The sequence below is a fragment of the Blastococcus sp. SYSU D00820 genome (assembly GCF_054050695.1).
In genome coordinates, this window is the sequence record NZ_JBJGZW010000018.1 from 36001 (window position 1) to 56543 (window position 20543).

Genomic DNA, 20543 nt, shown 5'->3' on the forward strand with positions numbered 1-20543 from the left:
CACCGCGGCCCGGACGCTCCGGAGAGGCCCGGGCCGCGGCCGCCGGCTCACGGGGTGAGCAGCACCTTCACCGCGCCGTCCTTCTTCTCGCGGAAGTCGGCGTAGGCCTGCGGCGCCTGCTCGAGCGGCACGTGGTGGGTGGCGAAGTCGTCGACGCCGAGCGGGTCGCCCTCGGTGAGGATCGGCAGGATGTCGGGCACCCACCGCCAGACGTTCGCCTGTCCCATGCGCAGCTGGATCTGCTTGTCGAACATGCGCATCAGCGGCAGCGGGTCGGTCGCCCCGCCGTAGACGCCGGACAGCGAGATCGTGCCGCCGCGGCGGACCGCCTCGATCGCGGTGTTCAGCGCCGCCAGCCGGTCGACACCCACGACCTGCATGACCTTCTCCATGATGGCGTCCGGCACGATCGCCGTCGCCTTCTGCGCGAAGGAGGCCAGCGGGGAGCCGTGCGCCTCCATGCCGACGGCGTCGATGACCGCGTCGGGCCCGCGGCCGTCGGTGGCGTCGCGGATGGCCTGGACGACGTCGGCCTGGTCGGTGGACCGGATCACCTGGGTGCCGCGGGCAGTGGCCCGGGTGATCCGCTCGGGGACGACGTCGGAGGCCCACACCTTCTCGATGCCCAGGTGGTGGGCGATGCGGGTGCACATGTCGCCGATCGGGCCGAGGCCCAGCACCAGCAGCGTGCCGCCCGGCGGCACCGCGGCGTACTGCACGGCCTGCCACGCGGTGGGCAGCACGTCGGAGAGGTAGACGAAGCGGTCGTCGGGAAGGCCGTCGGGCACCTTGATCGGCAGCGTGTTGCCGAAGGGCACCCGCAGATACTCGGCCTGCCCCCCGGGCACCTGCCCGTAGAGCTTGGTGTAGCCGAACAGCGAGGCCCCCATCCCCTGCTCGCGGTTCTGCGTGGTCTCGCACTGCGACTGCAGCCCCTGCGAGCACATCCAGCAGGTGCCGCAGGAGATGTTGAAGGGGACGACGACGCGGTCGCCGGGCTTGACGGCGGTCACCTCGGAGCCCACCTCGCGCACGATGCCCATCGGCTCGTGGCCCATGACGTCGCCGACGCTCATGAACGGCGCCATCACCTCGATCAGGTGGAGGTCGGACCCGCAGATGCCCGACGACGTCACCTCGATGACGACGTCGGTCGGCTCCTGGATCGTGGGGTCGGGGACGGTGTCCACCCGGACGTCGGCTCGGCCGTGCCAGGTCACTGCGCGCATGGTGGTGCTCCCTCGGATCGTCGTCGGTGGGCTCCGACAGAGGCCATCTGCCCTGTCGTGAGGTGCATCGCGCCTGATTCAGCGTTCAACCGGCGAGTCGCTCACTGACCGTCACATCAGTTAGACGCAGCGCCGAATCACACCGGTGGACTTGTGTGGCCCAGAACACAGAACTGCAGGTCAGTACCCACTTCTGCAGATCACGAACCGATCACGACGTGTTTACATGGGCCCCGTCCTCTTCCCGGACCAGCACGACGTCCTTGCCCCCTCCGGAAGACAGGTGCATGACTCAGCTCCACCACGACCACCTCCTCGGCGAGGGGGCGGCGCCCGTCGCGGGCGCCCCTGCAACCCCCTCTCCCGACCCCGAGGCGATGGTCGCTCCGCCCGTCCCGACGCCGCATCTGGGGGAAGCAGCGGCTCCGGACGACGACCCCTCCACCTCCGACCGGTCCACCGGCGCCCGTGCGGCCGCCGTGCGCGCCGCCGCGGTGGCCCTGACCGCCGGCCGGGCCGGGCTGCGTGCCGCGACGGCCGCGCGCCGGGCCCGGACCGCGACCCCGCGGCTGGCGCCCGTCGACGACGTCGCGGACCTCACCGCGGCCGCCGAGGCCACCGCACTGGCCGGCATCGACGACCTCGTGGCCGAGCCCGAGGTCATCGCGCCGGCCGGGGAGACGCCCGCCGAGGAGCCGCTCGCGGTCGCCGAGGACTCCGCCGACGAGGACTCCGCCGACGAGGACTCCGCCGACGAGGACTCCGCCGACGAGGACTCCGCCGACGAGGACTCCGCCGACGAGGACTCCGCCGACGAGGACTCCGCCGGGCTGTCGGCCGAGGAGGCGACCGCGGTGGTCGCCGACATCGCCGCGGGCCGCCGCCCGCGGGGGCGGCACGCCGCACCGTCGACCCGTCGCCGCAGCCGCCGGCCGGCGCTGTTCCTGGCCGCCGCGATCACCGGTGCCGTCGGCCTCGGCCTGGTCACCTCGAGCGACACCACCGCCCAGGCCGACGCCGCCGAGCCGGTCAGCGAGTCGGTCAGCGTCGCCGAGGAGCTGGGTCTCACCGGCAGTGCCGACGAGGACGCGCTGGTCAGCATCAACGGCACCGAGCACCTCGGGGAGATGGCCGCCAGCCGCGCCGTCCGCGAGGCGGAGGAGACCGCGGCGGCCGACGCCCAGGCCGAGGCCGACCGGCTCGCCGCGGAGGCCGCGGCCGAGGCCGCGCGCCCCAAGGCCGTCCTCCCCGTCCAGGGCGCCCGGCTCACCAGTGGCTTCGGTGCCCGGTGGGGCACGCTGCACGCCGGCATCGACCTCGCCGCCCCGATGCACACGCCGGAGTACGCGGCGATGGACGGCGTCGTGCTCGAGGCCGGCCCGGCCAGCGGCTTCGGGCTGGCCGTCTACATCCAGCACGACAACGGCGACGTCACCGTCTACGGGCACATGGACGAGATCCTCGTGCAGCCCGGCCAGGTCGTCCGCGCCGGCGACACCATCGCGCTGCTGGGCAACCGGGGGCAGTCCACCGGTCCGCACCTGCACTTCGAGGTGCACGTCGGCGGGCTCAACGGCGAGAAGGTCGACCCGATCCCGTGGCTGCGGGACCGCGGCGTCCAGATCTGAGGAAGGACCCCGCTGCCCCCCACCCCTCGCACGCTCGGGGCGGGACCCTGCACCGGGGCCACGCTGCTCCTCGCGCCCCCCGTCCCGCACGTCCGGGACGGGGGGGCGCGGTGCGTGCGGCACCATTGCCGTCGTGCGCGGCGCCGGGGAGGGGAGCAGCTGATGGGGCACTCCCACGGGCACGGGCACTCGCACTCCCACGGCACGGCGTCGGCGGCCCAGCGCCGGCGGCTGGCCGTCGTCCTCGGTCTCACCGTCGCCGTCCTCGTCGCCGAGGTGGTCGGCGCGGTCCTGTCCGGCTCGCTGGCGCTGCTCGCCGACGCCGGCCACATGGCCACCGACGCGCTCGGCGTGGGCCTGGCGCTCGGCGCCGTCGGTCTGGCGCAGCGCCCGGCCCGCGGCCGGCGCACCTTCGGCTGGCAGCGGGTGGAGATCCTCGCCGCGGTGGCCAACGGGCTCCTGCTGATCGGCGTCGCGGTGTTCGTGGTGGTCGAGGCGGTCCGCCGGATCGGCGACACCCCGGAGGTGGGGTCGACGCTGATGCTCGCCGTCGCCACCGCCGGCCTGGTGGTCAACGTCGTCGGGCTGGCGGTCCTGCACGGCGGTCGGCGGGAGTCGCTCAACGTCCGCGGCGCCTACCTGGAGGTCCTCGGCGACGCGCTGGGCTCCGTGGCCGTCATCGTCGCCGCCGTGGTCATCGCCACCACCGGCTGGACGCCGGCCGACACCGTCGCCTCGCTGGCCATCGGCTGCCTGGTGCTGCCGCGGGCCTGGTCGCTGCTGCGCGAGGCGCTCGACGTGCTGCTCGAGGCCGCCCCCCGCGGCGTGGAGCTCGACGAGGTGCGGGCGCACGTGCTCGGCGTCCCCGGGGTGATCGGCGTCCACGACCTGCACGCCTGGACGATCACCTCCGGCCTTCCGGTGCTCTCGGCGCACGTCGTCGTCACCGAGGAGGTGCTCGCCGACGGCCACGGCGGGCGGGTGCTCGACGCTTTGTGCGCCTGCCTCGGTGACCACTTCGACGTCGAGCACTGCACCTTCCAGCTGGAGGCGGAGACGCACGCCGCGCACGAGGCCCCCGTCCACGAGTAAGGACCCCTCTGTCCCCCACCGCTCGCACGCTCGCGGCGGGACCCTGCAGAGGGGCCGGGCCACCGTCCTCCCCGCGGTGGGACAGTGGACGGCGCAGGAACCGCGCACGGCGAGGAGGACACGGTGGACCACGGGCACCACTCGGGCATGTGGGTGCCCGACGAGCCGCCCACCTTCGGACGGCTGTGGGTGCCGCACCTGGACTGGTTCTCGCTCCTGCCGGTGCTGAGCGTGCTGGGCCTGGTGGTCTACCTGGTCGCCGTCGTGCGGCTGCGCCGCACCGGCGTCGCCTGGCCGTGGTGGCGGACGGCGGCGTGGGTGGCCGGCTGCGGCTCCCTGTTCGCCGTCACGGGGACGGCGTTCAACGGCTACAGCATGGTGCTGTTCAGCATCCACATGACCCAGCACATGGTGCTGTCGATGCTCTCGCCCCTGCTGCTGCTCGTCGCCAGCCCGGTGACGCTGGCGCTGCGGACCCTGCCGCGGGGCAAGGGCGCGGCCGGCGTGCCGCGGGCGCTGCTGCTCGACGTGCTGCACAGCCGGGTGGCGCGGGCGCTGACCTCGCCGCTGTTCACCGTGCCGCTGTTCATCGTCAGCCTGTACGGCGTCTACTTCACGCCGGTCTTCGACGCGCTCATGGGCGACCCGGTGGGCCACCAGTTCATGCTGGCCCACTTCACGGTGACCGGGCTGCTGTTCTTCGGGCCGATCCTGGCGCAGGACCCGTGGCCCCGGAGCGCCGGGCACGGCGGCCGGATGGTCGAGCTGCTGGTGCCCGTGCCGTTCCACGCCTTCTTCGGCGTGGCCGTGATGATGGCCAGCACGCTGGTGGTCGACACGTTCGCCAGCCCGCCGGCCGGCTGGGGCGTCGACCCGCTGACCGACCAGGGCGTCGCCGGCGGCATCGCGTGGTCCTTCGGCGAGCTGCCCACGGTGCTGGTGATGGTCGTCGTCCTCTTCTCCTGGATGGGGTCGGAGGAGCGGCGCGCCAAGCGGCTGGACCGTGCCGCCGACCGCACCGAGGACGCCGAGCGCGAGGCCTACAACGCCCGGCTGCGGGCGCTGGCCGACCGGGCCTGAGACGACGACCGCCCGCGTCCCCGGGGGGACGCGGGCGGCCGGGTGGAGGATCCGGGCTCAGCCGGCGTGGACGACGGCTCCCTCGGCGGGAAGGTCGTCCTTGGTGGCCTTGATCAGCACCGCCGAGACGATCGCGCCGACCACGAGCAGCGCCGCGGCCCAGGTGAACGCCGTGGTGTAGCCGTCCACCAGGGCGACCGGCCCCGGCATGGGCTGCCCGGTCCGCGGGTCGACCACCAGCAGCCGCGGGTCGGCCGCGACCGCCGAGGTGATGGCGCCGACCGAGATGGTGGCCAGCAGCGCCGTGCCGATCGACGCGCCCACCTGCTGGGTCGCGTTGAGCACCGCGCTGGCCGCACCCGCGTCGTGCTCGCCCGCGCCGACGAGCGCCAGGTTCGACAGCGGCACGAACGTGAAGCCGAGGCCGAGCCCGAGCACCAGCTGAGCGGGGAAGGCGATCGCCCAGAAGCCGGTGTCCACGTCCAGGAAGGACATCAGGAACAGCGCGCCCGCGGCGAGCAGCGCGCCGAGCACCATGAGCGGCCGCGGGCCGGTGCGGGGCACCAGGGCGCTGGCCGCGCCCGCGGATATCAGCACGCCGAGCGTCGTCGGCAGGCTGGCCAGCCCCGCGTGCACGGGCTGGTAGCCGAGGACGTCCTGGAAGTAGAGGCTCAGGAAGAAGAAGGCCCCGATCAGGCCCGCGCCGACCAGCGCCGAGGTCAGGTACGCGCCACCGCGGTTGCGGTCGAGGACGATCCGCATGGGCAGCAGCGGGTTGCGGGTGCGCAGCTCGACGACGACGAACGCGACCACCAGCAGCAGCCCGACGCCGATGAAGGCCAGCGCCGCCGGGTCGGCCCAGCCGGTCTCCGTGGAGCCCTGGGCGGCGTTCTCCTGCGACTTCTCCGCGACCTGCGTGAAGCCGTAGACGAACGAGGCCAGGCCGAGGGTGACCAGCACCGCGCCCGGGATGTCGTACCGGGTGTCCCCGGGCGCCTTGCTCTCCGGGACGATCGGGATGGCCGCGACGACGGCGACGACGGCGACGGGCAGGTTGACCCAGAAGCACCAGCGCCAGTCGGCGTACTCGGTCAGCACGCCGCCCAGCAGCAGGCCGACCGCCGAGCCACCGCCGGCGATCGCGCCGTAGACGGCGAAGGCCTTGGCGCGCTCCTTGGGGTCGGTGAACAGCACGGTCAGCAGCGCCAGGGACGCCGGCGCGAGCAGCGCCCCGAAGGCGCCCTGCAGCGCGCGGGCGGCGAAGAGCATCCCCTCGTTCTGCGCCAGACCGCCGAGGGCGGAGGCGACGGCGAAGCCGGCCGCGCCGACCAGGTAGGTGCGCTTGCGGCCCCAGAAGTCGGCGATGCGCCCGCCGAGGAGGAGGAAGCCGCCGAAGGTGAGGGTGTAGGCGGTGACGATCCACTGCTGCGACGCCGCGCTGATGCCGAGGTCCGCGGTGACGGCCGGCAGGGCGATGTTGACGATCGTGGCGTCGAGGATGACCAGCAGGACGGTCATCGCGATGACGCCCAGCGCCAGCCACCGCTTCGGGTCGGGCTCGCCGACCGGGGTGCCCGGTCCGGCGGCAGGGGTGGGCGAGGGGTCTGTCATGGGGTGGTCCTCGGGTGCGTGGGGAGGTGGCCGAGGTCGTCGGCCGAGGACGCAACCTAGCGGCCTGGGACCATCGCCTCGTGCCGATTTCGGTGGTGGTGACGGCGGACACGCACGTCCCCAAGCGCGCGCGTGACCTACCTCATCCCCTGTGGGCGGCGATCGACGCGGCCGACCTGGTGGTGCACGCCGGCGACTGGGTCGACGTCGCCCTCCTCGACGCGTTCGAGCACCGCTCCCGGCGGCTGCTGGCGGTGTACGGCAACAACGACCACGGCCCGTTCCGCGAGCGGCTGCCGGAGGTGGCGCGGGCGGAGGTCGAGGGCGTCCGGATCGCCGTCGTCCACGAGACGGGGGACGCCGCCGGGCGCGAGCGCCGCTGCGCCGCCCGGTTCCCCGACACCGACGTCCTCTTCTTCGGGCACAGCCACATCCCCTGGGACACCACCACCGCGACCGGCCTGCGGCTGCTGAACCCCGGCTCGCCGACCGACCGGCGGCGCCAGCCGCACGGCACCTACATCACCGCCGTCCTGGCCGACGGGGCCCTGCGCGACGTCGTCCTCCACCCGGTGCCGCGGCCGGACGCGGCCCGGTGAGCGCCCGGCGGCCCTTCCCGCCGGGCGCCGTCACCCTGCTGGCCTGCCCGGTCTGCGGTGCGGGCCTCGAGGCCCTGCCCGACGACGCCGGGCTGCGCTGCCCCGACGGGCACGCCTTCGACCGGGCCCGGCAGGGGCAGGTGACCCTGCTGCCGCCGGGCCGGACACCCCCGGCGGGGGATTCGGCGGCCATGGTCGCCGACCGGGTCGCCTTCCTCGCCTCGGGCGCCTACGCCGGCATCACCGCCGCGCTGGCCGACGCCGTCACCGAGGGCGATCCGCCGGGAGCCCTGCTGGACCTCGGAGGCGGCACCGGCCACCACCTGGCCGCGGTGCTGGAGCGGCTGCCGGACGCGGTCGGGATCGTGCTCGACGCCTCGCGGTACGCGGCCCGCCGGGCGGCGTCGGCCTCGCCCCGCGTCATGGCGGTGGTGGGGGACGCCTGGTCGCGGCTGCCGGTCCGCGACGGCGTCGTGGACCGGGTGCTGGTCGTCTTCGCCCCGCGCAACGGGCCGGAGATCGCCCGGGTGCTGCGCCCGGGTGGCCGGCTGGTGGTCGTCACCCCGGCCGCCGACCACCTCGCCGAGCTGGTCGGCCCGCTGGGCCTGCTGCGGGTCGACCCCGACAAGGCCGCCCGGCTGGCCGCGAGCCTCGCCCCGCACCTGCGGCCGGCCGGGTCGCGCACCCACCGCGAGCGCCTGGTGCTCGACCGGGCGGCGGTGACCACGCTCGTCGGGATGGGCCCGCACGCCCGCCACCTGGCTCCCGACCAGCTCGCCGCGCGGGTGGCCGGGCTGCCCGAGCGGGTGGCGGTCACGGTCGCCGTCGACGTCGGCACGCACGAGCCGGCCCCGCCCGGCGCGCCCCCGACCGTCGGCGGGAGGCCTCCCGGGCAGACGGTCTAAGCTGCGGCTGTGACGATCGCGCCCGCACCAATCGTGAGTCGCCCGAGCCCGGCTCGCGAGGTCGACAAGGGCTCGCGGCTCTCGAACCTGCTGCGGACCACCGACCACAAGACCATCGGTCTGATGTACCTGGTCACCTCGTTCGTGTTCTTCATCATGGGTGGCCTCATGGCCATGCTGATGCGCGGCGAGCTGGCCCAGCCGGGGCTGCAGTACCTGTCCCCGGAGCAGTACAACCAGCTGGTCACCATGCACGGCACGGTGATGCTGCTGATGTTCGCGACGCCGCTGTTCTTCGCGTTCGCGAACCTGATCATGCCGCTGCAGATCGGTGCGCCCGACGTCGCCTTCCCGCGGCTGAACGCCCTGTCCTACTGGCTGTTCCTCTTCGGCTCGACGATCGCCGTCAGCGGCTTCCTCACCCCGGGCGGCGCCGCGGACTTCGGCTGGTACGCCTACGCCCCGCTGTCCGACGGCGTGCACTCGCCGGGTGCCGGCGCGTCGATGTGGTTCGCCGGCCTGGCCGTCAGCGGTCTGGGCACGATCCTCGGTGGCGTCAACTTCATCGCCACGATCGTCTGCCTCCGCGCGCCGGGCATGACGCTGTTCCGGATGCCGATCTTCACCTGGAACGCGCTGGTCACCAGCATCCTGATCCTGCTGGCGTTCCCGATCCTGACCGCCGCGATCATGGGCATGCTGGCCGACCGCAACCTGGGCGCGCAGATCTACTCCACCGAGAACGGTGGGCCGATGCTGTGGCAGCACCTGTTCTGGTTCTTCGGCCACCCCGAGGTCTACATCATCGCGCTGCCGTTCTTCGGCATCATCACCGAGATCATCCCGGTCTTCAGCCGCAAGCCGCTGTTCGGCTACAAGGGCATGGTCGTGGCCACGCTGGCCATCGGTGGCCTGTCGCTGGCGGTGTGGGCGCACCACATGTACGCCACCGGCGCGGTGCTCCTGCCGTTCTTCGCCTTCCTGACCTACCTGATCGCCGTGCCGACCGGCATCAAGTTCTTCAACTGGATCGGCACCATGTGGCGGGGCCAGCTGACCTTCGAGACGCCGATGCTGTTCTCGATCGGCTTCATGGTCACCTTCCTCCTCGGTGGTCTGACCGGTGTGCTGCTGGCCAGCCCGCCGCTGGACTGGCAGCTCAACGACAGCTACTTCGTCGTCGCGCACTTCCACTACGTCGTCTTCGGCACCGTGGTGTTCGCCGCCTACGCCGGCATCTACTTCTGGTTCCCGAAGATGGCCGGCCGGATGATGGACGAGCGGATCGGCAAGCTGCACTTCTGGCTCACCTTCATCGGCTTTCACGCCACGTTCCTGGTGCAGCACTGGCTGGGCGGCGAGGGCATGCCGCGCCGGTACGTCAACTACCAGGCGATCGACGGGTTCACCACGCTCAACGTGGTCAGCACGCTCGGCTCGTTCGTGCTCGGCGCCTCGACGATCCCGTTCCTCTACAACGTGTTCAAGTCCTGGAAGCACGGGAAGCTCGCCCTGCGCGACGACCCGTGGGGCCACGGCAACTCGCTGGAGTGGGCGACGTCGTCCCCGCCGCCGCGGCACAACTTCCTGGAGATCCCGCGGATCCGCTCGGAGCGCCCCGCCTTCGAGGCGCACTACCCGCACCTCATCGAGCGGCTGCACCGCGAGGCGCACGTGGGCAAGCGGCACGAGCCGTACGCCGGGGTGAGCGAGCTCGGCGGCACCGCCGGCAAGCGCCAGGGTCCGAACGACCCCGACCCCACCTGATCGGAGGACCCCTCCTCCCCACCCCGCGCACGCTCGGGGTGGCACCCGGGAGGGGGCCGTGGGGGGGGGGGGGGGGGGGGGGGGGGGGGGGGGGGGGGGGGGGGGGGGGGGGGGGGGGGGGGGGGGGGGGGGGGGGGGGGCTGGGGGGGGGGGGCCGCCGCCCCCCCCCGGCCCCCCCCCCCCCCCCCCCCCCCCCCCCCCGCCCCCCCCCCCCCCCCCCCCGCGTTCCCGGGGCGGCCGGGCACCCGGCCCCGGTGGGCGGGCCGCCCGGCCCCGTGCGGCACGATGACCGCCGTGCCGCTCGACCCCACCCCCCGCACGCCCGCCACCGAGGTACCGACCACGCCGCGGGCGGTGCTGACCGTCAACGGCGGTGATCGCCCCGGCGTCACCGCCCGGCTGTTCGCCGCGCTGGCCGCGCTGGGGGAGGACGGCCCGGCGGTCGAGGTGGTCGACGTCGAGCAGGTCGTCGTCCACGGGCACCTGGTGCTCGGCGTGATCGTGGCAGCGCTGCCGGACGCCCAGGGCGGCGTGCCGGGCGCCGGCGACTTCGTCGCCCGGCTGGCCCGGCTGGCCGCCGACGTGGCGGGGGAGACCGGCCTGCAGGTGGACGTGGAGTCCGCCGAGGACCTCGCCACGGACGGCGACCGCCCCGGCCGGCCGCACCACGTCATCCTGCTCGGCCGTCCGGTGCCGCCGTCGGCCGTGGCCGGTGCCGCCTCGGCCGGCGCCGGCATCGGCGGCAACATCGACGCCATCCGCCGCCTGTCGGACTACCCGGTGACCAGCTTCGAGCTGACCGTCTCCGGCGCGGAGGCGACCGAGCTGCGCACCGCCCTGGCGTCGGTGGCCGCGCAGACCGGCGCTGACATCGCCGTCGAGCAGGTCGGCCTGGCCCGGCGCAGCAAGCGGCTGATCGTGCTCGACGTCGACTCCACGCTGGTCCGCGGCGAGGTGATCGACGAGCTGGCCGCCCGCGCCGGCCGGGCCGCCGAGGTCGCGTCGATCACCGCGGCGGCGATGAACGGGGAGCTCGACTTCGCCGAGTCGCTGCGCGCCCGGGTGGGCACGCTGGCCGGGCTGCCGGTGGAGGTGCTCGACGAGGTGCGCGAGCACCTGGTGCTCACGCCGGGCGCGCGGACGCTGATCCGCACGCTGCAGCGGCTGGGCTTCCGCTGCGGCATCGTCAGCGGCGGGTTCACCCAGATCACCGATCCGCTGGCCGCCGACCTCGGCCTGGACTTCGCCGCCGCCAACACCCTCGAGGTCGCCGACGGCCGGCTCACCGGGGGCCTGGTCGGCGAGATCGTCGACCGCGCGGGCAAGGCGCGGGCGCTGGCCCGCTTCGCCGGGCAGTACGGCATCCCGCTGGAGCAGACGGTGGCCGTGGGCGACGGCGCCAACGACCTGGACATGCTCAACGCCGCCGGGCTCGGCATCGCGTTCAACGCCAAGCCGGTGGTCCGCGAGCAGGCGCACGCCGCGCTCAACCAGCCCTACCTCGACGCGGTGCTGCAGGTGCTCGGCTTCACCCGCGACGAGGTGCTCGACGCCGCGGTGTGAGCAGCCGCGTCAGCCGGCGCGGTGCACCTCCCCGGCCAGCTCCACGCCGGCCGTCCGCAACTGGTCCAGGGCGGCCTCCGTGGAGCCCGCCGCGACGCCGGCGGTGAGGTGCAGCAGCACCCGCGTCGCGAAGCCCTCGCGGACGGCGTCCAGCGCGGTGGCCCGCACGCAGTGGTCGGTGGCGATGCCGACGACGTCGACGGCGTCCACGCCCCGCTCCCGCAGCCACTCGGCGAGCGGCACCCCGCCGGCCTGCCCCTCGAAGCCCGAGTAGGCCGCGGCGTACTCGCCCTTGTCGAACACCGCCTCGATCGGCCCGCGGTCCAGCCGCGGGTGCAGCTCCACGCCGCCGGTGCCGACCACGCAGTGCGCCGGCCAGGTCTCGAGGTAGTCCGGGGTCTCGGCGAAGTGGCCGCCGGGGTCGACGTGGTGGTCGCGGGTGGCGACCACGTGCGCGTAGTCCCCGGCCGCGTCCCGGGTGTGCGCGCTGATCGCCGCGGCGACGTCCGCGCCACCGGCCACGGCCAGGCTGCCGCCCTCGCAGAAGTCGTTCTGGACGTCGATCACCAGCAGTGCGCGCGTCATGGGGTCCTCCCGTCGTCCTGGCCGGCTCAGGCGTACAGCGTGTCGAGCACCGGCTCGCCGGTGGACAGCGCCCACGTCTCGGGCGGCAGCGCCTCCTTGACGCGGGCGTGGTGCGCGGTGGCCGCGGCCAGCGCCTCCGCCGGAGCGGCCGGGGAGCACAGGTCGCCGCCCCGGACCAGCTCGACCAGCAGCTGCCGGTCGCCGTCCCGCGGCTCGATCGGCTCGCTGCTGACCACCTCGGCGATCGCCGTCCCGGACGCGTCGTGCCGCCGGACGGCGTGCTTGCGGCCGCCCACCGACCGCTTGCCCTCGGACTTCTTCGCCACCGGCACGCCGTCCCGCTCGACCAGCTTGTAGACCATGCCGGCGGTCGGGGCGCCCGAGCCGGTGACCAGCGAGGTGCCCACGCCGTAGCCGTCGACCGGCGCGGCCATCAGGCCGGCGATCGCGTACTCGTTGAGGTCGCTGGTGACGATGATCTTCGTCCCGGTCGCGCCGAGCTCGTCGAGCAGGCCGCGGGCGTAGGTGGCCAGCGTGGGCAGGTCGCCGGAGTCCAGCCGGATCGCGCCGAGCTCCGGCCCGGCCACCGCGACGGCGTTGCGGATGCCCTGCTCGACGTCGTAGGTGTCGACCAGCAGCGTGGTGCCGACCCCCAGGGTGGCCACCTGAGCGCGGAAGGCCGACACCTCGTCGTCGTGCAGCAGGGTGAAGGCGTGCGCGCTGGTGCCGGTGGTCGGGACGCCGTACCGCCGCCCGGCCTCCAGGTTCGACGTCGCGGTGAAGCCGACCAGGCAGGCGGCGCGGGCCGCGGCGACCGCCGCCTGCTCGTGGGTGCGCCGGGAGCCCATCTCGATGCACGGGCGCTCGCACGCCGCGGCGACCATCCGCGCGGCGGCCGAGGCGATGGCGCTGTCGTGGTTGAGCACCGAGAGCACCAGCGTCTCCAGCAGCACCCCCTCGGCGAACGGCGCGCGGACGGTGAGCACGGGGGAGCCCGGGAAGAAGAACTCACCCTCGGCGTAGCCGTCGACGTCGCCGCTGAAGCGGAAGTCGGCCAGCCAGTCGAGCAGCCGGGCGTCGGTCACGCCCTGCGCCCGCAGCGTCTCCAGGTCCTCGTCGCCGAAGCAGAACCGCGGCAGCTCCTCCAGCAGCCGGCCGGTGCCGGCCAGGACGCCGTAGCGGCGGCCGTGCGGCAGGCGGCGGGCGAACACCTCGAACACGCAGTCGCGGTCGGCGGTGCCGTCGGCCAGTGCCGCGGCGACCATCGTGAGCTCATACCTGTCCGTGAGGAGCGCGGGCGTCGGCATGGCTCCGGAGCGTAGGCGGCCCGTCCGGAGCCGACAGGTCGGGCGGGGTCATAAGCTGGGTGGCGTGGGTGGACCGCTCGCGCCGACACGGACGCCGGAGACCGTCGTCTCCGAGGACGCCGATCTCGACCGCCCGTGGGTGACCGTCGTCTGGGACGACCCGGTGAACCTGATGACCTACGTGACCTACGTCTTCCAGGAGCTCTTCGGCTACGACGAGGCGACGGCCACCGAGCTCATGCTGCAGGTGCACCACGAGGGCAAGGCCGTCGTGAGCTCGGGCCCGCGGGAGCGGATGGAGCACGACACCAGCCGGCTGCACGCCTACGGGCTGTGGGCCAGCTACCAGCGGGACTCATGAAGCCCTTCCGCCGCCGCGGCGACGACCTGGTGGCCCGGCTCGACCCGGCCGAGGCCCAGGTGGTCGGCCTGCTGCTGGACCAGCTGGAGCAGCTGCTCACCGCCGAGGAGGACGACGCCGAGGGCGACCCGGTGCTGGCCCGGCTCTTCCCCCAGGGCCACCGCGGCGACCCCCGCCTGGCCGCCGACTACCGGGAGCTCACCCGCAGCAGCCTGGCCTCGGGCAAGACCGCCGACCTCGCCCTGGTCCGCGCCACGCTGCCCTCGGAGGGCGGCGCGGTGCGCCTGGACCCCGAGCAGGCCGCGGCCTGGCTGCGCACCACCAACGACCTGCGGTTGGCGCTGGGCACCCGCCTGGACATCGGTGCCGACACCGAGCCGCCCGCGGAGCTGGTCAGCGAGGAGGACCAGCAGCTGGCGGTCTACTACTGGCTCACCGCCGTGCAGGGGTCGCTCGTGGACGCGCTCGCCGCCGGACGCTCCGGCCGAAGGTGAGCAGCACCAGCGCCGCGAGCAGCAGGTCCAGCACGAAGAAGACGTAGACGAAGCCGTGCAGCTCCACGCCCTTCACCATCGCGCCGACCAGGGACACCAGGGTCACCGCGGAGACGGCCAGGAGGAGCAGCAGCAGGAGCACCCGCAGGACGACGACCACGACCAGCGAGGCCCGGTCGGCGCTGACCGCGCTGCTGAAGTGGCCGCTGCGGCGCAGCATGCCCCGGGCGCCGAGGACGAGCGCCGGCAGGGCGATCAGCACCACGGCGGCGACCATCAACGACTCGACGACCAGCACGGGACGCCACGGTATCGGGTCGGCGGCGCCCGGCGTCCCGGACGCGCTCGGGCGCGGGAGTGACCCACCACTCGGACGGGCGGTGAGGGCGGCCGGAACGGGCGCCTAGACTGGGCCCGTGCTGCGCATCGACCGCGCGACCTACGACGCCATCGTGGCCCACGCCCGGGAAGACCACCCGGACGAGGCCTGTGGCGTCGTCGCCGGCCCCGAGGGCAGCGACCGGCCCGAGCGGTTCATCCCGATGCTCAACGCCGCGCGCTCGCCGACGTTCTACGAGTTCGACTCCGGCGACCTGCTGCGGCTGTACCGGGACATGGACGACCGCGACGAGGTGCCGGTCGTCGTCTACCACTCGCACACCGCGACCGAGGCCTATCCCTCGCGCACCGACATCAGCTACGCCTCCGAGCCCGAGGCGCACTACGTGCTGGTCTCGACCCGCCACCACGGGCGGGAGACCGGGCTGGCCGGCGACGAGGTGGAGTTCCGCAGCTTCCGCATCGTCGACGGCGTGGTGACCGAGGAGGACGTCGAGGTCGTCGAGTCCTACCTGTTCGGCCACTCGCCGACCACCGTCGTCTACGACTGAAAAACACCCCGTCCCCCCCCACGCCTCGCGCGCTCGGCGCGGGGCCCTGGACGGGGCCGGGCCGGCCGTCCGGAATCCCGCGCGGCGCCGGGGCGTTGCCCCACCGACACGCGCTCGTCCCGAGCGCTCCCGCAACCCCAGAACACCCGAGGAGAACTGCACGCCATGGCCATCGAGGTCCGGATCCCCACCATCCTGCGCACCCACACCGGCGGCAACAAGACCGTCGAGGGCAGCGGGAACACGCTGGCCGCGCTCATCGACGACCTCGACAGCAAGCACTCGGGTCTGAAGAACCGCCTCGTCACCGAGGAGGGCAAGCTGCACCGCTTCGTCAACGTCTACGTCAACGACGAGGACGTGCGCTTCACCGGCGCGCTCGACACCGCCGTCAAGGACGGCGACTCGGTGACGATCCTCCCGGCGGTCGCCGGCGGCTGCTGAGCCCCGGCTCGGCCACCGCCCCCTCGCCACCCCGCACCCGGAAGAGCTCTCCCATGGCCCGCTTCGCCTCCCTCGTCGACTCCCTCGGCAACACCCCGCTGGTCGGGCTGCCGCGGCTGTCGCCGACGCCCGACGTCCGGATCTGGGCCAAGCTCGAGGACCACAACCCCACCGGGTCGATCAAGGACCGCGCGGCCATCTCGATGATCGAGGCGGCCGAGAAGGACGGGTCGCTGCGGCCGGGGGCCACCATCCTGGAGCCCACCAGCGGCAACACCGGGATCTCGCTGGCGATGGTGGCGCGCCAGCGGGGCTACCGGCTGATCTGCGTCATGCCGGAGAACACCTCCATCGAGCGGCGCCAGCTGCTGGAGATGTACGGCGCGCAGATCATCAGCTCGCCGGCGGCCGGCGGCTCGAACCAGGCCGTGGCGATGGCCAAGGAGCTGGCCGCCGAGCACGACGACTGGGTGATGCTCTACCAGTACGGCAACCCGGCCAACGCCGAGGCGCACTACACCGGCACCGGCCCGGAGATCCTCGCCGACCTGCCCTCGATCACCCACTTCGTCGCGGGCCTGGGCACCACCGGCACCCTCATGGGCTGCTCGCGGTACTTCCGCGAGCACAAGCCCGACGTCCAGGTCATCGCCGCCGAGCCGCGCTACGGCGAGCTGGTCTACGGCCTGCGCAACATCGACGAGGGCTTCATCCCCGAGCTCTACGACGCCGAGCTGCTGGACTCCCGGTTCAGCGTCGGCCCCGAGGACGCCATCCACCGCACCCGCCAGCTGGTGGAGCGCGAGGGCATCTTCGCCGGCATCTCGACCGGGGCGATCCTGCACGCCGCGCTCGGGGTCGCCGACAAGGAGGTCGCCGCCGGCCGCAAGGCCGACATCGTCTTCATCGTCTGCGACGGCGGCTGGAAGTACCTGTCCACCGGGGCCTACGCCGGCACCCTGGACGAGGCGACGGCCGCGCTCGAGGGCCAGCTCTGGGCGTGAGCCACCCTCCCCTCCCGGGGGAGCGGGGCGGGTCCGGCGCACCGGGCCCGGCTACCCTGATCGCGCCATGACGAGGGAGCGGAACACCGGCCGGCGACCGGACGACGACGCGTGAGGCTCACCGTCGTCGGGTGCTCGGGCAGCGGTCCCGGCCCCGCCTCCGCCGCCTCCTGCTACCTCGTCGAGCACGAGGGCTTCCGGCTGCTGGTCGACCTGGGCAACGGCGCGTTCGGGCCGCTGCAGGCGCTGACCGACCCCGAGGGCATCGACGCGGTGTTCCTCTCGCACCTGCACGCCGACCACTGCCTCGACGTCGCCCCGTTCGTGGTCTGGCACCGCTACTCGGGCCGCTCCTCGCGCCGGCGGATCCCGCTGATCGCGCCCGCGGGCGCCGACCGGCGGCTGGCCGCGGCCTACGACGCCGACGGCGCCCCGCTGACCGACGTCTTCGACTTCGCCGTCACCCCGGTCTCGGCGGTGCTCGGCCCCTTCACCGTCCGCACCGCGCGGACGGCGCACCCCATCGAGTGCCACGCGCTGCGGCTGACCACCGAGGACGGCCGGTCGCTGGTCTACACCGGCGACACCGGGCCCTCCGACGCCGTCGTCGGCCTGGCGCACCGCGCCGACGTGCTGCTCGCCGAGGCCGCGCACCCCGAGGCCCCGGACCTGCCGCCCGCGCTGCACCTGACCGGGCGCCAGGCCGGGGAGACCGCCGCCGCCGCGCGGGTCGGCCGGCTGCTGGTCACCCACGTGCCGGCGTGGGTGGATCCCCGCGCGCAGCTCGCCGCGGCGCGGTCGGCGTTCCCTGCGGCCGAGCTGGTGCACCCGGGCGCGATCTACGACGTGTGAGCGCCCACATGATCAGGGTCCCTGATCATGTGGGGTCCTCCCCGGCGGTGGGAGGCCCGGGAGGACCCCCTACGGTCGGGGAGGACGCGTGCCTTGCCCGCCGGTGCCGGACCCGGCACGGTGGCCCGGTGGTGGACGACGAACGCGACGGCGTGCGGCTGACCTCGCTGGACCAGCCGCTCGGTGATGGGCTCGGGGTGACCAAGGGCGACCTGGTCGACCACCTGGACGCCTTCGCCGACCGGCTGGTGCCGCTGCTGGCCGGCCGGCCGCTGTCGGTGGTGCGGGTGCGCCCCGGGCAGGCGCCGTTCATGCAGAAGAACGCGGCCAAGGGCGCGCCGGACTGGGTGCGCACGGTCGAGGTGTGGTCCGGCGCCGGCCAGCGCGTCGTCCACCAGGTGCTCTGCGACGACCGCCGCACCCTGCTGTGGCTGGCCAACCAGCGCGCCGTCGAGTTCCACGTGCCCTTCCTCCCGGCCGGCTCGGCGCACCCGACCGGCGTGGTGCTCGACCTCGATCCGCCCGAGGGGGCCGACTTCGCCGTCGTCGCGCGTGCGGCGGAGCTGGTCCGGCGGGCGCTGGCCGACCTCGGGCTGGCCGGCGCGGTGAAGACCAGCGGGGCCAAGGGCCTGCACGTCGTCGTGCCCGTGCGCGGAGCCGACGCGGCGGACGCGGCGGCGGCCACTCGGGCGCTGGCGGCCCGCGCCGAGCGGCTGGATCCCGAGCTGGCGACCACCGCCTACCTGCGCGACGAGCGGCACGGACGGGTGTTCCTGGACTCCACCCGCTCCGGGCAGGCGACGATCGTCGCCGCCTACAGCCCCCGGGTGCGGCCCGGGCTGCCGGTGTCGGCGCCGGTGCCGTGGGCGGAGCTGGCGCAGGCCGCGCCCGGCCGGGTCACGGTGCGGACGGCGGGAGAGCTGCTCGGCGACGGCGACCCCTGGGCCGCGGCGCTGCCCGAGCCCGAGGAGCTACCCGCCGACCTGGTGGCCGAGGGCCACACCATCCCGGTCGCCCGGGTGGTGGCCATGCACGAGGGCCGCCGGCGGGCCCGCGCGCGCCGCGCCGCCGAGGAGGGCTGAGCACACCCGGACGACGGTTCCGGGTGCCCGTCCACAGGGACGGCGGTCTCCACAGGCACGGACCGGGCGTGTCAGAGGTCCGGCGCACCCTCCGCGCATGACCTCCGATCCGCAGACCACCGCCTGGCTCGACCAGGAGGACGCCCACCTCGCCGCGGTGATCCGGCGCCGTCGCTGGGCCGTGCAGTACGTCGGCCCCGGGGACCACCCCGGGGAGCCGGCCTTCGCCTACACGATCGGCCTGTTCGGCCTCGGCCACCCCGAGCTGGTGGTCGTGGGGCTGCCCGCCCAGGCCGCGCACGCCCTGCTCGAGGAGGTGGCCGCGCTGGTGGCCGCCGGCCGCAACCTCGTGCCGGGCGAGCTGGTGACCCGCGCCGACGGCAGCCGGCTGGTCGTCGAGGCGTGCCCCAACCCCGGGGACGTCGTCCTCGGCGCCAACCGCTGGTACCAACGACCGGCCGAGTACTCCGTGCCCGCCCACCAGCTGGCCTGGACCCACGCCGACGGCGCCTTCCCGTGGGAGGAGGGCTATCCGTGCGGGCCGGACTGCCAGCCGCGGCCGGGGGAGTGGCAGGCGTGAGCCCGCCGTCAGCCGATGACCACCTCGCTGCGGTCGGCCGACCAGAGGGTGTGGAAGGAGCCGGCCCGGTCGACCCGCCGGTAGGTGTGCGAGCCGAACCGGTCGCGCAGGCCCTGGATCAGCGCCGCCGGCAGCCGGTCGGCGCGCAGCCCGTCGTAGTAGGCCAGCGCACTGGCGAAGCCGGGCGCGGGGATGCCGCAGCGGGCGGCCTCCACCACGACCGACCGCCAGCCCTCCTGGCAGTCGGCGACCGCGTCGCGGAAGTAGGAGTGGGTGAGCAGCGTGGTGAGATCCGGCTCGTCGGCGAACGCCTGGCGGATCCGGTCGAGGAAGCGGGCGCGGATGATGCAGCCGCCCCGCCAGATGGTGGCCAGCGCCCCGCGGTCGACGTCCCAGCCGTTGGCCTCCGCTCCGGCGGCGATCTGGTCGAACCCCTGCGAGTAGGCGACCACCTTCGAGGCGTACAGCGCCCGGCGGACCGCCTCGACGAAGGCGTCGCGCTCGCCGGCCGGGAGCGCGGCCACGCCGGGGCCGGGCGGCAGCACCTGCTGGGCGGCCGACCGCTGCTCGACGTGACCGGACAGTGCCCGCGCGAACACGGCCTCGGCGATGCCGCTCACCGGCACCCCGAGGTCGAGCGCCGACTGCACCGTCCAGCGGCCGGTGCCCTTCTGCTCGGCCTCGTCGAGCACCACGTCGACGAAGGGGCGGCCGGTGTCGGCGTCGACGTGCCGGAGCACGTCGGCGGTGATCTCGACGAGGTAGGACTCCAGGTCGCCCTCGTTCCAGCCGGCGAACACCTCGCCGATCTCGGCGGGGGAGAGCCCGGCCCGCCGGCGCAGCAGGTCGTAGGCCTCGGCGATCAGCTGCATGTCGGCGTACTCGATGCCGTTGTGCACCATCTTCACGAAGTGCCCGGCCCCGTCGGCCCCGACGTGCGTGCAGCAGGGGGTGCCGTCCACGACGGCCGCGATGCTCTCCAGCAGCGGGCCGACCAGCGCGTAGGCCTCCTTCGAGCCGCCGGGCATGATGCTCGGCCCGAGCAGTGCCCCCTCCTCGCCGCCGCTGATGCCCGCGCCCACGAAGTGCAGGCCGCGTCCGGCCAGCGCCGCGGTCCGCCGCTGGGTGTCCTGGTAGCGGGCGTTGCCGCCGTCGATCACCACGTCGCCCTCGTCGAGCAGCGGCACCAGCCCGTCGATCACCGCGTCGGTCGACATCCCGGCCGCGACCATCACCACGATCCGCCGGGGCCGGGCCAGCGCCGCGACGAACTCCTCCACGGTGCCGGCGGACACGAAGTCGCCCTCGTCGCCGTAGGCGGCGACGAGGGCGTCGGTCCGGGCACGGGTCCGGTTGTGGAGCACCACCTGGTGGCCGTGCCGGGCCAGGTTGCGGGCGAGGTTCGCGCCCATGGTGGCCAGCCCGGTGACGCCGATCTGCTCGGTCATGGGCGACATCGTGCAGGTCCGG

Annotated in this window: 21 protein-coding genes; 15 read left to right on the forward strand and 6 right to left on the reverse strand. The window is 74.4% G+C overall.

Annotation, left to right across the window (positions count from 1 at the left end):
* Positions 1 to 47: 47 nt before the first annotated feature.
* Entirely contained in the window at positions 48 to 1229 is a 1182-nt protein-coding gene (locus tag ACI79R_RS17460) for an alcohol dehydrogenase catalytic domain-containing protein (protein ID WP_456574922.1), read from the reverse strand.
* 377 nt (positions 1230 to 1606) lie between these two features.
* Here ACI79R_RS17460 and ACI79R_RS17465 point away from each other — a divergent pair, with 377 nt between their 5' ends.
* The 3 genes from ACI79R_RS17465 (at position 1607) to ACI79R_RS17475 (ending at position 5029) form a co-directional block, all read left to right on the forward strand.
* The gene (locus ACI79R_RS17465) at positions 1607 to 2857 is read left to right on the forward strand and encodes a peptidoglycan DD-metalloendopeptidase family protein (RefSeq protein WP_456574923.1); all 1251 of its coding nucleotides are present in this window, start codon (positions 1607 to 1609) and stop codon (positions 2855 to 2857) included.
* A 162-nt stretch (positions 2858 to 3019) separates the two neighbouring features.
* Entirely contained in the window at positions 3020 to 3949 is a 930-nt protein-coding gene (locus ACI79R_RS17470; protein ID WP_456574924.1) for a cation diffusion facilitator family transporter, read from the forward strand.
* An 84-nt stretch (positions 3950 to 4033) separates the two neighbouring features.
* Positions 4034 to 5029, forward strand: a complete 996-nt coding sequence (locus ACI79R_RS17475) for a cytochrome c oxidase assembly protein (RefSeq protein WP_456574925.1) — start codon at positions 4034 to 4036, stop codon at positions 5027 to 5029.
* 57 nt (positions 5030 to 5086) lie between these two features.
* Here the strand turns inward: ACI79R_RS17475 and ACI79R_RS17480 are convergent, their stop codons facing one another.
* A complete protein-coding gene (locus tag ACI79R_RS17480) occupies positions 5087 to 6640 on the reverse strand; it encodes an MFS transporter (RefSeq protein WP_456574926.1) in 1554 nt (517 codons plus the stop codon).
* 80 nt (positions 6641 to 6720) lie between these two features.
* On the opposite strand from ACI79R_RS17480, the gene ACI79R_RS17485 reads away from it, so the two are divergent.
* The 4 genes from ACI79R_RS17485 to serB all read left to right on the forward strand — a co-directional run bounded on the left by ACI79R_RS17485 (position 6721) and on the right by serB (position 11474).
* Positions 6721 to 7239 (forward strand): metallophosphoesterase family protein, encoded by a 519-nt coding sequence (locus tag ACI79R_RS17485; protein ID WP_456574927.1) that lies wholly within the window; start codon positions 6721 to 6723, stop codon positions 7237 to 7239.
* Positions 7240 to 7274: 35 nt separating this feature from the next.
* Positions 7275 to 8144: a putative RNA methyltransferase gene (locus tag ACI79R_RS17490; protein ID WP_456574986.1), complete on the forward strand. Its 870-nt coding sequence runs from the start codon at positions 7275 to 7277 to the stop codon at positions 8142 to 8144.
* Positions 8145 to 8177: 33 nt separating this feature from the next.
* Positions 8178 to 9911, forward strand: a complete 1734-nt coding sequence (gene ctaD, locus ACI79R_RS17495; protein WP_456574928.1) for an aa3-type cytochrome oxidase subunit I — start codon at positions 8178 to 8180, stop codon at positions 9909 to 9911.
* 294 nt (positions 9912 to 10205) lie between these two features.
* Positions 10206 to 11474 carry a phosphoserine phosphatase SerB gene (gene serB, locus ACI79R_RS17500; protein WP_456574929.1) on the forward strand — a complete coding sequence of 423 codons (1269 nt, stop codon included), beginning with the start codon at positions 10206 to 10208 and terminating at the stop codon, positions 11472 to 11474.
* Positions 11475 to 11483: 9 nt separating this feature from the next.
* Here the strand turns inward: serB and ACI79R_RS17505 are convergent, their stop codons facing one another.
* Together ACI79R_RS17505 and ACI79R_RS17510 are read right to left on the reverse strand one after the other, a co-directional pair.
* Positions 11484 to 12059, reverse strand: a complete 576-nt coding sequence (locus tag ACI79R_RS17505; protein WP_456574930.1) for an isochorismatase family protein — start codon at positions 12057 to 12059, stop codon at positions 11484 to 11486.
* 26 nt (positions 12060 to 12085) lie between these two features.
* On the reverse strand, positions 12086 to 13366 hold the full coding sequence (locus ACI79R_RS17510) for a nicotinate phosphoribosyltransferase (RefSeq protein WP_456574931.1): 1281 nt from the start codon (positions 13364 to 13366) through the stop codon (positions 12086 to 12088).
* A gap of 64 nt (positions 13367 to 13430) precedes the next feature.
* Here ACI79R_RS17510 and clpS point away from each other — a divergent pair, with 64 nt between their 5' ends.
* Together clpS and ACI79R_RS17520 are read left to right on the forward strand one after the other, a co-directional pair.
* Complete coding sequence (clpS, locus tag ACI79R_RS17515; protein WP_456574932.1) at positions 13431 to 13727, forward strand: ATP-dependent Clp protease adapter ClpS; 297 nt, start codon at positions 13431 to 13433, stop codon at positions 13725 to 13727.
* On the forward strand, positions 13724 to 14221 hold the full coding sequence (locus ACI79R_RS17520; RefSeq protein ID WP_456574933.1) for a DUF2017 family protein: 498 nt from the start codon (positions 13724 to 13726) through the stop codon (positions 14219 to 14221). The genes clpS and ACI79R_RS17520 overlap by 4 nt, the downstream gene beginning before the upstream one ends.
* Here the strand turns inward: ACI79R_RS17520 and ACI79R_RS17525 are convergent.
* Positions 14160 to 14519: a hypothetical protein gene (locus ACI79R_RS17525; protein WP_456574934.1), complete on the reverse strand. Its 360-nt coding sequence runs from the start codon at positions 14517 to 14519 to the stop codon at positions 14160 to 14162. The genes ACI79R_RS17520 and ACI79R_RS17525 overlap by 62 nt on opposite strands.
* A gap of 118 nt (positions 14520 to 14637) precedes the next feature.
* On the opposite strand from ACI79R_RS17525, the gene ACI79R_RS17530 reads away from it, so the two are divergent.
* The 6 genes from ACI79R_RS17530 (at position 14638) to ACI79R_RS17555 (ending at position 19073) form a co-directional block, all read left to right on the forward strand.
* On the forward strand, positions 14638 to 15111 hold the full coding sequence (locus tag ACI79R_RS17530) for a Mov34/MPN/PAD-1 family protein (protein WP_456574935.1): 474 nt from the start codon (positions 14638 to 14640) through the stop codon (positions 15109 to 15111).
* A gap of 165 nt (positions 15112 to 15276) precedes the next feature.
* The gene (locus ACI79R_RS17535) at positions 15277 to 15555 is read left to right on the forward strand and encodes a MoaD/ThiS family protein (protein ID WP_456574936.1); all 279 of its coding nucleotides are present in this window, start codon (positions 15277 to 15279) and stop codon (positions 15553 to 15555) included.
* A gap of 53 nt (positions 15556 to 15608) precedes the next feature.
* Complete coding sequence (locus ACI79R_RS17540; protein ID WP_456574937.1) at positions 15609 to 16559, forward strand: PLP-dependent cysteine synthase family protein; 951 nt, start codon at positions 15609 to 15611, stop codon at positions 16557 to 16559.
* 111 nt (positions 16560 to 16670) lie between these two features.
* On the forward strand, positions 16671 to 17411 hold the full coding sequence (locus ACI79R_RS17545) for an MBL fold metallo-hydrolase (protein ID WP_456574938.1): 741 nt from the start codon (positions 16671 to 16673) through the stop codon (positions 17409 to 17411).
* 128 nt (positions 17412 to 17539) lie between these two features.
* Positions 17540 to 18493, forward strand: a complete 954-nt coding sequence (locus tag ACI79R_RS17550) for a DNA polymerase domain-containing protein (protein ID WP_456574939.1) — start codon at positions 17540 to 17542, stop codon at positions 18491 to 18493.
* A gap of 97 nt (positions 18494 to 18590) precedes the next feature.
* On the forward strand, positions 18591 to 19073 hold the full coding sequence (locus ACI79R_RS17555) for a DUF4262 domain-containing protein (protein WP_456574940.1): 483 nt from the start codon (positions 18591 to 18593) through the stop codon (positions 19071 to 19073).
* A gap of 8 nt (positions 19074 to 19081) precedes the next feature.
* On the opposite strand, the gene gndA is transcribed toward ACI79R_RS17555, so the two are convergent.
* Positions 19082 to 20521, reverse strand: a complete 1440-nt coding sequence (gene gndA / locus ACI79R_RS17560; protein WP_456574941.1) for an NADP-dependent phosphogluconate dehydrogenase — start codon at positions 20519 to 20521, stop codon at positions 19082 to 19084.
* Positions 20522 to 20543: the final 22 nt, after the last annotated feature.